The organism is Mycobacterium colombiense CECT 3035, from assembly GCF_002105755.1.
Lineage (GTDB): Bacteria > Actinomycetota > Actinomycetes > Mycobacteriales > Mycobacteriaceae > Mycobacterium > Mycobacterium colombiense.
On sequence record NZ_CP020821.1, the window covers coordinates 4,467,251 to 4,480,961 of the forward strand.

The window sequence follows — 13,711 nt, forward strand, 5'->3', positions numbered from 1 at the left end:
TAATTTCTGGCCGTTACTCTCAAAGCCATGTCTGCAGACGGGATTTCGCGCGCCAGCTGTGCGCCTCGTCACATCATCGTAGTCGGACATGGCATGGTGGGGCACCGGTTCGTCGAGGCGCTACGCGCTCGTGACACCGAGGGGCTGTGGCGCATCACGGTTTTCGCCGAGGAGACGGACGCGGCCTATGACCGCGTGGGGCTGACCTCCTACACCGAAAGCTGGGATCGCAAGCTACTGGCATTGCCCGGCAACGAATACGAGGGTGACGAGCTGGTTCGGCTGGTGCTCAACCAGCGGGTGACCGAAATAGACCGCGCCGCAAAGACGGTGGTCACCGCCGACGGCCAGCGGCACGGCTATGACACCTTGGTCCTGGCGACCGGGTCGTACGCCTTCGTGCCGCCGGTGCCGGGCCACGATCTGCCCGCCTGCCACGTGTACCGCACGCTGGACGACCTCGACGCCATCCGCGCCGACGCCCGCCGCACGGTCGAAACCTCGCACGCCACCGCGGGTGTCGTGATCGGCGGCGGCCTGCTCGGGCTGGAAGCCGCTAATGCGCTGCGCCAGTTCGGGTTGCAGACCCACGTCATCGAGATGATGCCGCGGCTGATGGCCCAGCAGATCGATGAGGCGGGCGGGGGCCTGCTGGCCAGGATGATCGGCGAGCTCGGCATCTCGGTGCACGTCGGCACGGGCACCGAATCGATCGAGGCCGTTGACCATCCGGACGGCACCACCTCGGTGCGGGTAAGCCTGACCGACGGGCAGGTCATCGACGCCGGCCTGGTGATCTTCGCCGCCGGCATCCGGCCGCGCGACGAGTTGGCCACCGCCGCCGGGCTGGCGCGCGCCGAGCGCGGCGGGGTGCTCACCGATGTGGCTTGCCAGACAAGTGATCCCGACATCTACGCGATCGGTGAAGTCGCCGCGATCGACGGCCGCTGCTACGGCCTGGTGGGGCCGGGTTACACCTCGGCGGAGGTGGTGGCCGACCGGCTGCTCGACGGCGTCGCGGAGTTCGGCGAGGCGGACCTGTCCACGAAGCTCAAACTGCTGGGCGTCGACGTGGCCAGCTTCGGCGACGCGATGGGGACGACCGAGAACTGCCTCGAGGTCGCCATCAATGACGCGGTCAATCGGACCTACGCCAAGTTGGTGCTCTCCGATGACGCCAAGACGCTGCTCGGCGGCGTGCTGGTCGGCGACGCCTCGTCCTACGGGGTGCTGCGGCCGATGGTCGGCAGCGAGCTGCCGGGTGACCCGCTGGCGCTGATCGCGCCCGCGCAGTCCGGCGGCGGTGCGGCGTTGGGCGTTGGGGCGCTGCCGGATTCGGCACAGATCTGTTCGTGCAACAACGTCACCAAGGGCGACCTGAAGTGTGCGATCGCCGAAGGCTGCGCGGATGTCTCCGCGCTCAAGGCGTGCACCTCGGCCGGCACCTCGTGTGGATCGTGCGTCCCGCTGCTCAAACAGCTGCTGGAAGCCGAGGGCGTGGAACAGTCCAAGGCGCTGTGCGAACACTTCAGCCAGTCGCGCGCCGAGCTGTTCGAGATCATCTCGGCCACCGAGATCCGGACCTTCTCGGGTCTGCTGGAGCGTTTCGGCCGCGGAAAGGGTTGCGACATCTGCAAACCCGTGGTCGCCTCCATCCTGGCGTCCACCGGCTCGGAGCACATCCTGGAAGGCGAGCAGGCCTCGCTGCAGGATTCCAACGACCACTTCCTGGCCAACATCCAGAAGAACGGCAGCTACTCGGTGGTGCCGCGGGTCCCCGGCGGCGACATCAAGCCCGAGCATCTGATCCTGATCGGCCAGATCGCCCAGGACTTCGGGCTTTACACCAAGATCACCGGCGGGCAGCGGATCGACATGTTCGGCGCCCGGGTCGACCAGCTGCCGGAGATCTGGAAGCGCCTGGTCGACGGAGGCATGGAATCCGGACACGCCTACGGCAAGGCGTTGCGCACGGTGAAGAGCTGCGTGGGCACCGACTGGTGCCGGTACGGGCAGCAGGATTCGGTGCAGCTCGCCATCGATCTGGAGCTGCGCTACCGCGGACTGCGCGCGCCGCACAAGATCAAGATGGGCGTCTCGGGTTGCGCGCGCGAATGCGCCGAGGCCCGGTCCAAGGACGTCGGCGTCATCGCCACCGAAAAGGGCTGGAACCTCTACGTCGGCGGCAACGGTGGCATGACACCCAAGCACGCGCAGCTGCTGGCCAGCGACCTGGACACCGAAACGCTGGTCCGCTACGTCGACCGGTTCGTCATGTACTACATCCGCACCGCCGACCGGCTGCAACGCACGGCGCCGTGGGTCGACTCGCTCGACGGCGGGCTCGATCACGTGCGCGAGGTCGTGTGCGAGGACTCGCTCGGCCTGGCCGAGGAATTCGAGGCCGCAATGGAGCGGCATGTCCAGAACTACAAGTGCGAATGGAAGGGCGTGCTGGACGACCCGGACAAGCTGTCGCGGTTCGTGTCGTTCGTCAACGCCCCGGACGCCGTCGACTCGACGGTGGCGTTCACCGAGCATGCCGGCCGCAAAATCCCTGTGTCCATTGGCATGCCGCGGGTCCGTTCAGCGACAACTCCGGAGGAATGAGGAAGGGATCATGACACTTCTCAACGACATTGCGGTGTGGACCAGCGCGTGCGCTTACGACCACCTCATTCCGGGTCGCGGCGTCGGCGTGCTGCTCGACGACGGCTCCCAGGCGGCGTTGTTCCGGCTCGACGACGGCTCGGTGTATGCGGTCGGCAACGTCGACCCGTTCTCCGGTGCCGCGGTGCTCTCCCGCGGAATCGTGGGTGACCGCGACGGCCGCGTCACGGTGCAGTCGCCGATTCTGAAGCAGGCGTTCTCGCTCGAAGACGGTTCCTGCCTGGACGATCCGACCGTTTCGGTGCCCGTGTACCCGGTGCGGATCACCGATGACGGCTACGTCCAGGTCGCGCGCGACTACCAGCCGCGGGCTGCCTGAGCCCGGCCTCCGGGTTCACCGGGTGATGTCGCCGACCAGGTAGCGCTGCATCGTCGGCCCGATCGCGTCGACGAGGGCATCGACCGACATCGAGTGCAGCGGCTCGGAGCGGATGCCGTAGCGCATGATGCCCAGGCCCACCAATTGCGAGGCGCACAACGAGGCCCGCAGGGCCACCTTGTCGGCGCCCAAAATCTTCAGCACCGGGCCAAAGACCGGGCCGATGAACATGCCCTGCACGATTTCGGCGGTCTTCGCCATCCCCGTTGACGCGATGGCGCTGGCCGCGAACGGGCCGCCGCCCGCGGCGTCCCACGTCGTGATCAGCGTGCGCAAGGTCCGCCGGCCCACCTGGTTGACCCCGCCGGTGACCATCCGGTCGATGAATTCCGGTGTGCCAAAGGGCAACCGCAGCATCTTGGCGACCGGGTCGAGGATCCCAGGCGAGGGCTCTTCGCGGCGGGGCATGGTGCCAGGATCACCCGTCCGCGACCAAAGATCAAGGAACGCGGACACCGGCGCGCCTCGCCGGCAGGCGTTTTGCGCTAGGACGCGGACCGGACGGTGCGCCCGTGAGCCAGCTGGTGTGGGCTCGACCGGCGCGACGAGCGCCGGGCGGTGGGGGCGAGGACCGGCGGCAGAGCCCGCCGAAATCGGTTCGCGACCAACCGTGCCAACCAGGGATGGGTGCCCAGCGGCTCACTGACCAGATCGGCGCCGCAGCCGTGCAGCCGTTGCTGGAACAGGCCGTCGGCCAATAGGTATGAGGCCACGACGACGCGCCCTCCGCTACGGCGCGCCCGATCCACCGCCTCGGGCAGCTGCGGATCGCCGGTGGCCGCGAACGCCAGGCTCACCCGCGATCCGGTCAGCGCCGACACCAGCGTCGCGGTGGTGTGCAGGTCGGCGCGCGCCTTGACGTCCGAGGTACCCGCCGCCGCGAGGATTACCGAATCACCGGGTCGCCAACCGCATTTGAGCAACTGGTCGCCGACGATCCGGGCGATGTGCCCACTCGGGCCCAGCGCAGGGGTGACGATCGCGTTCGGGTGCCCACTGATCTCGACGTGCGCGGGCAGATCGGTCCGGACGTGATAGCCGCGCGACAGGAACGCGGGCACCACGATGGCGGGGCGGTCGGCTGCCTTGGCGCGCATCAGGACTTCGCTGGGGGTGGGCCCCAGCACGTCCACGAAGGCAACGTCCACGGTGCGCCGCATCAGTGTACTCACCTGTGCCGCAAGGTCTTCGATCATCGTCACGCCACCCGCCCTGCGGGTGCCGTGTGCGACCAGAATCAGTGCCATGGGGAATCTCCCGAATGGTCGATCGCCAGCCGGTAGCCGCGCTTGACCACCGTCGCGATGATGTTCTTGTCGCCCAGGGCCGTTCGCAGCCGCAGCACCGCGGTATCGACGGCGTGTGGGTCGTTGCTGTTGCCGGGAAGCACCCGTAGCAAGTCGTTGCGCGCCACGACGTCGCCGGGGCGCTGAGCCAGCGCGCGCAGGGTTGCCATGCCCGATCCCGACAGCGCCTTCACCGAACCGTCGACCAGCACGCAGGTTCCACGGATCTCGATGTCGTGACCGGCCGCGCGGATGGTGCACGACCGCAGCGGCGGCAGCTCCTGGGCGATATGACGGGCCAACGCCCCCAACCGCATTCGCTCGGGCGACGACGTCGGGATGCCCGCGCGGATCAGCGGCTGCGCGGTGACCGGGCCTACGCACATCGCATGCACGTCGCTGCGAAGCGCTTGCAGCAGTTGGTCTTCGATGCCCAGCTCGCGGCTGCGCTCCAGCAGCGCCGCCCCGGCGGGCGCCGAGGTGAAGGTCACGGCGTCGAACTGCCGCCGCGCGACCGAGGCGACGAGATGGTCGAAGTCGCCGCCGGCCGGCGTCGGCTTCCAGCGGTATACGTGGATGGGAACCACCTGCGCGCCCGCCGCGCGCAATCCGTTGATGAACTCCGGAAACGGGTCCCACCCGTCGGCCGCGCCGTGCAGCTGGACGGCGATCCGCTTACCGGCGACATCCGATTCGAGCAGGTAGCGCAGGACTTCACGCGACGATTCGGATTTGGGTGACCACTCCTCATGCAACCCGGCGGCGCGCAGCGCCCCGGTCGCCTTCGGCCCGCGTGCCACGATCCGCGACTTGGCCAGCGACGCCAGCAGTTGGGTGGCCAGCCCCCAGCCGTCGGCCGCGGCGACCCAGCCGCGGAAGCCAATGCCGGTGTGCGCCACCAAGATATCGGGCGGATCGGCAATAACCGCTTCGGTGTGGCTCTGCAGTTCGTCGTCTTCGGGCAGCGCGATGATGTTGATGGCCGCGGCGCTGGAGACCTCCGCGCCGTTACGGCGCAGCAACGCGCACAGCTCCTCGGCGCGGTTCGCCGACGTGACGGCGATCCGGTAGCCGGTCAGCGGCGCGGAGTCTGGTGGGGCCAATTGCGGGGCCATATGAACTGTGTATGCCTGCGACGTTTCGGTTGCGTTACCGGTCAATTGCTGTGGCATTGCCCGTGTTGCGAGTCCGCTCACACACGCGCGGCCTCGGTTTCCGGCGCCGCCGCGGACAGGCCCGGAGCCGTCGCGGGACGGCGCACATAGACCGCCCAGGTGATGACCGCCGCGACGACGTAGGAGGCGAGAAACGCCCAGTATGCCGTCGTTTCCGTGCCGGTGCTCAGGTAGGACTGGCGTAGCGCCAGGTTGATGCCGACGCCGCCCAGCGCCCCGACGGCCGAACAGATGCCGATCAGCGATCCCGACATCGCCCGGGCCCAATGACGGCGTTCGTCCTCGCTCATGTCTAGCGAGCGGCTGCGCGCCTCGTAGACCGAGGGGATCAGCTTGAACACCGACCCGTTGCCCATGCCGGACAGGATGAACAGCACCATGAAGCCGGCCACGTAGCCGATCATGCTGGTGGCGTGCGACGCGGCGTGGTGATCGTCGAACGTGCTGATGGTGACCAAAAGTCCGGCGCCCAGGGTCATGCCGGCCAGCACGCCCAGGGTGACGCGGCTGCCGCCGATGCGGTCGGCCAGCCGGCCGCCGTAGATGCGCGCCAGCGAGCCCAGCAGGGGTCCGATGAAGGCCAGCTGCGCGGCGTGCAGCGCCGCATGCTTGGGGCTTTCCCCGCTCTCCGCGAAGTTGACCTGCAGCACCTGCCCGAAGGCGAAGGAGAAGCCGATCCACGAGCCGAACGTGGCGATGTAGAGCAGCGAGATCACATGGGTGTCGCGCTCGAACAGGATCGAGCGCATCGTGCTCAGCTGGGTGCCGTGGTTGACGTTGTCCATGAACAGCGCGGCCGCGATGCCCACCACGACCAGGAACACCAGGTACACGGCGCAGACCCAGTAGGGCGCCTCGTGCCCGGCGGTGGCCAGCACCAGCAGGCCCACCAGCTGGATCACCGCGACCCCGAGGTTGGCGACGCCGGCGTTGACGGCCAGCGCGGCGCCCTTGAGCCGCTGGGGGTAGAACGCGTTGACGTTGGCCAGCGAGGCCGCGTAATTGCCGCCGCCCAGCCCGGTCAGGGCCGCGCACAGCACGAACGGCCACAGCGGCAGGCCCGGGTTGGCCAGCAACACGATCGTGCCGGCCGTCGGAATCAGCAGCACGAACGCCGAGAACGCCGTCCAGTTGCGGCCGCCGAAGGCGGCGATGCCCAGCGTGTAGGGGATCCGCGCGCACCCGCCGACCAGGGTGGCGACCGCGCCCAGCAGCAGCTTGTCGCCGGCGGAGAAGCCGTAGACGGACCCCGGCATGAACAGCGCCATGACGGGCCACAGGGTCCAGATCGAAAACGCCACGTGGTCACCGGCGATGGTGCACAGCAGGTTGCGCCGGGCGATCTTCTTGTTGCCGGCCTCCCAGGCCACCGGGTCTTCCGGATTCCAGTCCGCGATCCGGTGGTTGCGCCCAGGCCGGCCATTGCCCTTGTTGTCGCTCATGCGCGGCCCCTCATCGCGGAAACCGCTTGCTTCCCAACGACATCAATCCGATTGATGTGCATACAGCTCCCTCTAGTCAGGCCCCACGAACCGCCGCATCCGGCCGCCGCCACGCCAGGGGTCACCGCGCTCGCCCGGTAACGGGAAAGCTGTTCGGAGGCTGGCTTTCGACGCTTGGGCGCCCCGAATGAGGGGGCGTGCCCCGTCGCACGGTCCGATGCTCACATTTACGACGTGAGCGGGTCAACCGGAACGGACCGAAATCGCCTGCTAGTTCTTTACCAGTTGTCTGGTAAATGCCTGAGGGGCAACCGGTTCGCGGACAGGAAGCTCATCGGGCCCGAATGCGAGCCGCCGTCAAGTGATTTCACACATACGCTCGGGCCCGTGTGAGCTGGAATACATCGCGCTGCGGCGGCGACGAAACCGCGCACGAATTGCGTTAGGAAACGGGCCAACTCGCGGCGCCGGCGTGCGCGCCCACCAACGCCCTGGGCCGCGCCCAGTGCAGGCGCACCGTCTGGCCGGGCCGCACCTGGGCGAGCTTGTCGACGTCCTCGTCGACCACCACGCCAACCACCGGGTAGCCGCCCGTGACGGGATGGTCAGGACCCAGAATCACCGGTAAACCGTTGGGCGGCACCTGAATTGCGCCGCGTGTGGCACCCTCACTGGGCAGCTGCCGGTCAGGGTAGCAGTGCTGCAGTGGCCGCCCCATCAATCGCATCCCCACCCGGTCGCTGCGATCGGAGACCACCCAGTCGGTGCGCACCAGGACGTCGGGATCGACGAACCAATCGTCGCGCGGCCCGGGAACCACGAAGACATCGACCACATGGGTGGTGAGGGCAGCCACCGGCGCCTGGTCCAGTTCGGGGTAGGCGTCGGTGTGCTCGCCGATCGGGAGCCGGTCCCCGGCCTGCAGCGGCGCCGGGCCGATGCCCGACATCACGTCGTAGCTGCGCGAGCCCAGCACCGGCTCCACGCAGATACCACCGCGGATCGCCAGGTAGCTGCGCAGGCCGGCGCGGGGTAAGCCCAACGAGATCACCTCGCCGTCGCGGACGTGATGAATGCTGTTGGTACCGAACTTGATTCCGTTGACGGAGGGATCGGCGTCGGCGCCCGTCACCGCGATGTCGACGTCACCGCCGGACACCCTGGCCGCGAAACCGCCGAATGTCACCTCCACGGTGGCTCGGTCGTCGGGGTTGGCCACCAGCCGGTTGGCCAGCCGGTGGGCGCGGCGGTCGGCGGCTCCGGACCGGCTCACCCCCAGATGGGCCAGTCCCGGGCGGCCGAGGTCCTGGACGACGGCGAGCGGCCCGGTGCGGAGGATCTCCAGGATTGCCACGCTTGTCTCCCTTTCTCTGGTGGCGACCCGCTTTGCCCGGCTGCGCCGCGCTCGCGATCGCCACCGGCTAGACGGCCCGGAACTGAACCCACATGCCCTGCGTCAACAACGCCGGGTCGGGCCGCTGCAGGTCCCAGAGCACCGCGTCGGTGCGGCCGATGAGTTGCCAGCCACCGGGGGATTGGCGCGGGTATACCGCGCTGAAGTCGCCGGCCAGGGCCACGGAGCCGGCCGGCACCGAGGTCCTCGGCTCGGCGCGGCGTGGCACCCGCAGCCGCGGGTCTCCGTCGACCAGATACGCGAAACCGGGTGCGAATCCACTGAATCCGACCCGCCACAGCGTGGAAGTGTGGGCGTCGATCACGCCGGCGATGGTCAGGCCGGTATGCCCGGCGACCTCGGCCAGATCCGGACCGTCGTACACGACGTCGATGACGACGTCGGCGCTCCGGTCCGCCGCGGGATCGGGGGTGGCGGTGACATCCATCTTGCGCAGCCGCTGGTGGATGGCGCCCTGGTAGCGCGGGCCGTCCAGCTTCACCAGCACCGTGCGGGCCGCGGGGACGACGTCGACCACGCCCGGGATCGCCGCCGCGCGCAGCGCGTCCGTCCACGCCAATACCTCAGCGGTACTTCCGCATTGCACCATCAGCGCGCGGTCGCCGTAGTCCACGACGGTGTTGCCGACGAGCTCCGTCGGCAGGTTGTGGGCCAGGTCGCCGCTAAGGTCCGTCACGCTCATTACTCGACGGTAACCCCGGGATCGGGGCATGTGCGAGGGGCGCCGACGGATTTTCGAGCACTGCCAGAGCTGCCTTAGCAAACGCTCAAACAGCCCCGGCATGCCCGCGCGGTCAGCCCAGGATCTTCGTGATCAGCGGCGGCAGTTGATCGGCGATGACGGGGTAGCTCAGCGGCGACGCGAACGCGATCGCGCCGGCCTGGTCCTTGGTGGTGAAGATGTGCCGGTTCTGCGCGGTGGTCAGCGAGCCCGCCACCTCGGGGTCGGCGAGTATCGCCTTCTGATCGTCGGGGCTCTGCGTCGTCCAGATCACCACGTCGGCCGACTCGAGCACCGATTTGATGTGATCGCGCGGGATGACGGCGCGCTGGTCGGTGCCGAACGGCTTGATGGTGTCGGAGATGACCAGTCCCATCTGATTGAGAAAGTCCGTCCGCCAGCCCGCCATGGTCGCGACGACGGTGCCGTGCCACAGCGCGCCGTGCATCAGCAGCGCCTTCTTGCCGGTCCACTGCTGATTCTTTTTGCCGATGTCGGTGAACTTCTGGTCGACGCCGTCGATCAGTGATTTCATCTGGTCGGACTTGAAGACCGCCTGCCCGACGGTGGTGGCCTGCTCTTTCCAGGGCTCGAAGAAGGCGTCGCCGTCCGATTGCGCGACGGTCGGGGCGATCGCGGACAGTTTCTGATACGTGTCGGCGTCCAGGCCGGCGTTGACGGCCACGATGAGGTCCGGCTTGAGGCCGGCGATCTGGTCGACGGGAATGCCGTTGTCCAGGTTCAACACCGTCGGCTGCTCGCCGCCGAGTTTGGGTGTCGCCCAGGGCCAGACGGCGGAGGGCTGGTCACCGAACCAGTTGGTCACCGCGATCGGCACCACGCCGACTGCGAGCAGGTCGTCCTGCTCGGTGTAGCCGGCGCTGACGACGCGTTTGGGTGGTTCCTTGATGACGGTCTCACCGAACAGGTGGGTGACCGTCACCGACCCCGGGGTGGCTCCCGGAGCCGATTTGCGTGACGAGCATCCCGAGGAGAACGCGGTCGCACCGCCGATCGCGGCAACCCCGGCAGCCCCTGCGAGCTGCAAGAATCCCCGTCGATTCCATCCCTGTCGCATCGCGTGAGAGTATCGCGTTCCGCCCGCTCAGATGCATCGCCGCGCTGTTGAGCCCCGTCAGCCCAGCGGCATGCCGGCGTCCATGAAGTCCAGGGCGCGAAAGATCGTGTCGGTGGTCTTCGGTGCGTTGTCGAAGGCGGCCATCATCGCGCCCGTCAGCGCCCCCGCGCACACCCGGACCTCGAAATCGTCTGCGGCACGGCCGATCCGGTGCGCGATCGCCTCGGCGACCACGGTCACGGTGCGGTAGTACTCGTCATACATTGCCGCCTTGAGCTCGGGTATCGAGAACATCAGCCGCTGTCGGGTGCTCTCGAACTCCAGCTGGTCCTCCGGGAGCTCGGCGAGGACGGCCTCGTAGGCGCGGCGGAAGGCCTGCGCCAGGGACAGGTTGAGCGGCTGGACCTTCAACGCGTCGAGGATCAGCGGATCCAGGTCGTCGGCGAGCAGCAGCGATTCCTTGGACGGGAAGTAGCGGAAGAAGGTGCTCGGGGACACGTCGGCGGCCTCGGCGATCTGTTCGACCGTGGTCGCGGCGTAGCCGTTCTCCTCGATGAGGCGAAACGCCTCGCGCCTGATGGCGCGGCGGGTCTTGATCTTTTTGCGCTCCCGCAGGCCCAGGGGAGCATCAGTCACCTGCATGGCGCCGATTGTCGCGCATCCGCCGCCGCCGTGCGGTCGAAGCGTCGTTGCGTTGCCGACTTCTGACAAACGAGACCGGGCCGTTGCGATTTCTGCGTATCGCCCACGTAACTGTGCACACCCAGTCCGGTAACAGTGCGTCTTTAGCGTCGAGTGGTCACTGTCCGCGCCCCCATTCACCTCAGGAGTCCCACCAGATGACCACGACCATCAGCCCCGCATCGCAGCCCGCGCCGCCGCGCGAGCGTCATGCGGGACGGCACTGGATCGACGACTGGCGGCCCGAAGACCCCGAATTCTGGGAGACGACCGGAAAGCCGATCGCCCGCCGGAACCTGATCTTCTCGATCTTCGCCGAGCACGTCGGGTTCAGCGTGTGGATGTTGTGGAGCATCGTGGTGGTTCAGATGACGGCCGGCGCGCACGGGCATCCCGCCGCGTCCGGGTGGGCGCTGACCGCCAGCCAGGCCCTGTGCCTGGTCGCCGTGCCGAGCGGTGTCGGGGCGTTCCTCAGATTGCCCTACACCTTCGCGGTGCCGCTGTTCGGCGGCCGGAACTGGACGACCATTTCGGCGGCGCTGCTGCTCATCCCGTGCGTGCTGCTGGCGTGGGCGGTGAGCCATCCCGGCCTCCCGTTCGGCGCTCTGGTGGCGATCGCCGCGACCGCCGGCTTCGGCGGCGGCAACTTCGCTTCGTCGATGGCCAACATCTCGTTCTTCTACCCGGAGAAGGACAAGGGCTGGGCGCTGGGGCTGAACGCGGCCGGCGGCAACATCGGCGTGGCGGTGGTGCAGAAGATCATTCCGCCCATCGTCATCGCCGGCGGCGGGGTCGCGCTGTCGCGCGCCGGACTGTTCTACGTGCCGCTGGCCGTGGTGGCCGCGGTCTGCGCGTTCCTGTTCATGAACAACCTCACCGAGGCGAAGGCGGACGTGAAGCCGGTGCTGGAGTCGCTGCGCCACCGCGACACCTGGATCATGTCGCTGCTGTACATCGGCACCTTCGGCTCGTTCATCGGTTACTCCGCCGCGTTCCCGACGCTGCTCAAGACGGTGTTCGGGCGCGGCGACATCGCCCTGACGTGGGCGTTCCTGGGCGCCGGCATCGGATCGGTCATCCGGCCCCTCGGCGGCAAGCTCGCCGACCGGATCGGTGGCGCCCGCATCACCGCGGCCAGCTTCGTGATGCTGGCGGTCGGGGCGGCTGCGGCGCTGTGGTCGGTCAAGGCGGTGAACCTGCCGGCCTTTTTCGCCAGCTTCATGTTCCTGTTCGTCGCGACCGGGATCGGCAACGGCTCGACCTACCGGATGATTTCGCGGATCTTCAAGATCAAGGGCGAGCTGGCCGGGGGCGAGCCCGACACCATGGTCGCCATGCGCCGTCAGGCGGCCGGGGCGCTGGGCGTCATCTCGGCGGTGGGGGCCTTCGGCGGGTTCGTGGTTCCGCTGGCGTATGCGTGGTCGAAGTCGGAGTTCGGCAGCATCGAACCGGCGCTGCGGTTCTACATCGCGTTCTTCCTCGGCCTGCTCGGCGTCACCTGGTACTGCTACCTGCGCAAGCACAACGCGATCACGCGGGTAGGGATCTAGGCGCGGGCGACGTCAGGTCGACGGCTTCTGTTTTCCGCCGTATCCCTCCCAAGGGCTGTAGTCGGCGATCAGCTCTTCCTGAGGTGGGCGCTGATCTTCGGGGACGTGCTGCAGATTGATCCGGATCCGGTACCAGATCGAACTGGGCCCGCGCATCCCGTCGACCAGGATGTCGACCGGCTCCAGCCGGCGGGCCGCCGCGGGATAGCGGTCGCGCCACACGTCCAGCGCGGCCCACGCCTCGTCCTTGGTCTTGGTGCGGGCGATCTCGATCAGCGGCATCGTGGACTGGCGCCTGCCGTCGGAACGCTTGCCTGACCCCTTCGGCGCGCGCTCGGGCGGTCCCATCTCCTCGGCCAGCACCAGCAGCCGGTCCAGCTCGCCGACGGCGTCGTCGATCCCCGCCCAGGGGTCGCCGATCTCGGCAAACCGGGCGGGCACGGTGTCGATGGTGAACGCCCCGGGGTCGCAGCCGGCGACCTCGTCCCACTGCAGCGGCGTCGAGACCCGGGCGTCGGCCGTCGCCCGCACCGAGTACGCCGAGGCGACGGTCCGGTCCTTCGCGTTCTGGTTGAAGTCGACGAACACCCCCTCGCGTTCTTCCTTCCACCAGCGGCTCGTTGCCGCCTCGGGCACCCGCCGCTCGACTTCGCGGGCCACGGTCTGCGCGGCCAGCCGCACCTGGCGGAACTCCCAGCGCGGGGCTATGCGCGCGTAGATGTGAAAGCCGCGCGATCCCGACGTCTTCGGCCACGCGGTCAGGCCGTAGTCCTCGAGCACCTCGCGCGCCACCAGCGCGACGTCCACGATGCGCCGCCACGAGACGCCGGGCATCGGATCCAGGTCGACCCGCAGCTCGTCGGGGTGATCGAGGTCGTCGGCCAGCACCGGATGCGGGTTGAGGTCGACGCAGCCCAGATTGACCGCCCAGGCCAGGCCCGCGGCGTCGTGGATCACCGCCTCGGCCGCCGAAGTGCCTCGCGCGTAACGCAGTTCGGCAACATCAACCCAGTCCGGCCGCTTGGCCGGCGCCCGCTTCTGGAAGACCGCCTCTTCGGTGATGCCCTTGACGAAGCGCTTCAGGATCATCGGGCGGCCGGCCACACCGCGCAGCGCGCCGTCCGCCACTGACAGGTAATAGCGGACCAGGTCGAGCTTGGTGTACGGGCCCGAAAACGTGCCAGTGGTTTCGCCGGTGCTGGCGCGGGGGAACACCACCTTGTCCGGATGGGTAATGGTGACCTGGCGCCCGGCCACCTCCAGCGAAACCGGACGGGTCATGCGGTTCATGCTAATTCGCCAGAATTTCTGGCCG

General features: G+C 68.4%; 12 protein-coding genes. 3 read left to right on the forward strand and 9 right to left on the reverse strand.

Translation table 11 applies throughout. The annotated features are described in order from the left end of the window. Positions 1-27 precede the first annotated feature (27 nt). Both nirB and nirD read left to right on the forward strand, forming a co-directional pair. Complete coding sequence (nirB, locus tag B9D87_RS20950) at positions 28-2,610, forward strand: nitrite reductase large subunit NirB (protein WP_052002406.1); 2,583 nt, start codon at positions 28-30, stop codon at positions 2,608-2,610. A 10-nt stretch (positions 2,611-2,620) separates the two neighbouring features. Continuing rightward, the gene (gene nirD, locus B9D87_RS20955; RefSeq protein WP_007768959.1) at positions 2,621-2,989 is read left to right on the forward strand and encodes a nitrite reductase small subunit NirD; all 369 of its coding nucleotides are present in this window, start codon (positions 2,621-2,623) and stop codon (positions 2,987-2,989) included. A gap of 15 nt (positions 2,990-3,004) precedes the next feature. Here the strand turns inward: nirD and B9D87_RS20960 are convergent, their stop codons facing one another. The 8 genes from B9D87_RS20960 to B9D87_RS20995 form a co-directional block, all read right to left on the reverse strand. Continuing rightward, positions 3,005-3,457 (reverse strand): TetR/AcrR family transcriptional regulator, encoded by a 453-nt coding sequence (locus tag B9D87_RS20960; protein WP_007768957.1) that lies wholly within the window; start codon positions 3,455-3,457, stop codon positions 3,005-3,007. 77 nt (positions 3,458-3,534) lie between these two features. Next, positions 3,535-4,296 carry a sirohydrochlorin chelatase gene (locus tag B9D87_RS20965; protein ID WP_007768955.1) on the reverse strand — a complete coding sequence of 254 codons (762 nt, stop codon included), beginning with the start codon at positions 4,294-4,296 and terminating at the stop codon, positions 3,535-3,537. Then, positions 4,287-5,438: a uroporphyrinogen-III synthase gene (locus tag B9D87_RS20970; RefSeq protein WP_007768952.1), complete on the reverse strand. Its 1,152-nt coding sequence runs from the start codon at positions 5,436-5,438 to the stop codon at positions 4,287-4,289. Before B9D87_RS20970 ends, B9D87_RS20965 begins: the two co-directional genes overlap by 10 nt. An 89-nt stretch (positions 5,439-5,527) precedes the next feature. Beyond that, a complete protein-coding gene (locus B9D87_RS20975) occupies positions 5,528-6,952 on the reverse strand; it encodes a nitrate/nitrite transporter (RefSeq protein WP_007768943.1) in 1,425 nt (474 codons plus the stop codon). A gap of 442 nt (positions 6,953-7,394) precedes the next feature. Beyond that, positions 7,395-8,306 carry a 5-oxoprolinase/urea amidolyase family protein gene (locus B9D87_RS20980; protein ID WP_007768941.1) on the reverse strand — a complete coding sequence of 304 codons (912 nt, stop codon included), beginning with the start codon at positions 8,304-8,306 and terminating at the stop codon, positions 7,395-7,397. A 67-nt stretch (positions 8,307-8,373) separates the two neighbouring features. Further along, positions 8,374-9,048, reverse strand: a complete 675-nt coding sequence (locus tag B9D87_RS20985; protein WP_040629418.1) for a 5-oxoprolinase subunit B family protein — start codon at positions 9,046-9,048, stop codon at positions 8,374-8,376. A gap of 112 nt (positions 9,049-9,160) precedes the next feature. Next, the gene (locus B9D87_RS20990; RefSeq protein ID WP_040629415.1) at positions 9,161-10,165 is read right to left on the reverse strand and encodes an ABC transporter substrate-binding protein; all 1,005 of its coding nucleotides are present in this window, start codon (positions 10,163-10,165) and stop codon (positions 9,161-9,163) included. A gap of 57 nt (positions 10,166-10,222) precedes the next feature. After that, positions 10,223-10,807 carry an acyl-CoA-like ligand-binding transcription factor gene (locus B9D87_RS20995; RefSeq protein ID WP_007768935.1) on the reverse strand — a complete coding sequence of 195 codons (585 nt, stop codon included), beginning with the start codon at positions 10,805-10,807 and terminating at the stop codon, positions 10,223-10,225. Between the two features lie 197 nt (positions 10,808-11,004). On the opposite strand from B9D87_RS20995, the gene B9D87_RS21000 reads away from it, so the two are divergent. Beyond that, a complete protein-coding gene (locus B9D87_RS21000) occupies positions 11,005-12,396 on the forward strand; it encodes an MFS transporter (protein WP_007768933.1) in 1,392 nt (463 codons plus the stop codon). 12 nt (positions 12,397-12,408) lie between these two features. Here B9D87_RS21000 and B9D87_RS21005 read toward each other — a convergent pair whose 3' ends face one another. Further along, a complete protein-coding gene (locus B9D87_RS21005) occupies positions 12,409-13,686 on the reverse strand; it encodes a DNA polymerase domain-containing protein (RefSeq protein ID WP_007768931.1) in 1,278 nt (425 codons plus the stop codon). Between the last annotated feature and the right edge of the window lie 25 nt (positions 13,687-13,711).

Coding starts and splice junctions, on each gene's coding strand:
- nirB (WP_052002406.1), top strand. CDS start 28: ATGTCTGCAGACGGGATTTCGCGCGCCAGCTGTGCGCCTCGTCACATC.
- nirD (WP_007768959.1), top strand. CDS start 2,621: ATGACACTTCTCAACGACATTGCGGTGTGGACCAGCGCGTGCGCTTAC.
- B9D87_RS20960 (WP_007768957.1), bottom strand. CDS start 3,457: ATGCCCCGCCGCGAAGAGCCCTCGCCTGGGATCCTCGACCCGGTCGCC.
- B9D87_RS20965 (WP_007768955.1), bottom strand. CDS start 4,296: ATGGCACTGATTCTGGTCGCACACGGCACCCGCAGGGCGGGTGGCGTG.
- B9D87_RS20975 (WP_007768943.1), bottom strand. CDS start 6,952: ATGAGCGACAACAAGGGCAATGGCCGGCCTGGGCGCAACCACCGGATC.
- B9D87_RS20985 (WP_040629418.1), bottom strand. CDS start 9,048: ATGAGCGTGACGGACCTTAGCGGCGACCTGGCCCACAACCTGCCGACG.
- B9D87_RS20990 (WP_040629415.1), bottom strand. CDS start 10,165: ATGCGACAGGGATGGAATCGACGGGGATTCTTGCAGCTCGCAGGGGCT.
- B9D87_RS20995 (WP_007768935.1), bottom strand. CDS start 10,807: ATGCAGGTGACTGATGCTCCCCTGGGCCTGCGGGAGCGCAAAAAGATC.
- B9D87_RS21000 (WP_007768933.1), top strand. CDS start 11,005: ATGACCACGACCATCAGCCCCGCATCGCAGCCCGCGCCGCCGCGCGAG.
- B9D87_RS21005 (WP_007768931.1), bottom strand. CDS start 13,686: ATGAACCGCATGACCCGTCCGGTTTCGCTGGAGGTGGCCGGGCGCCAG.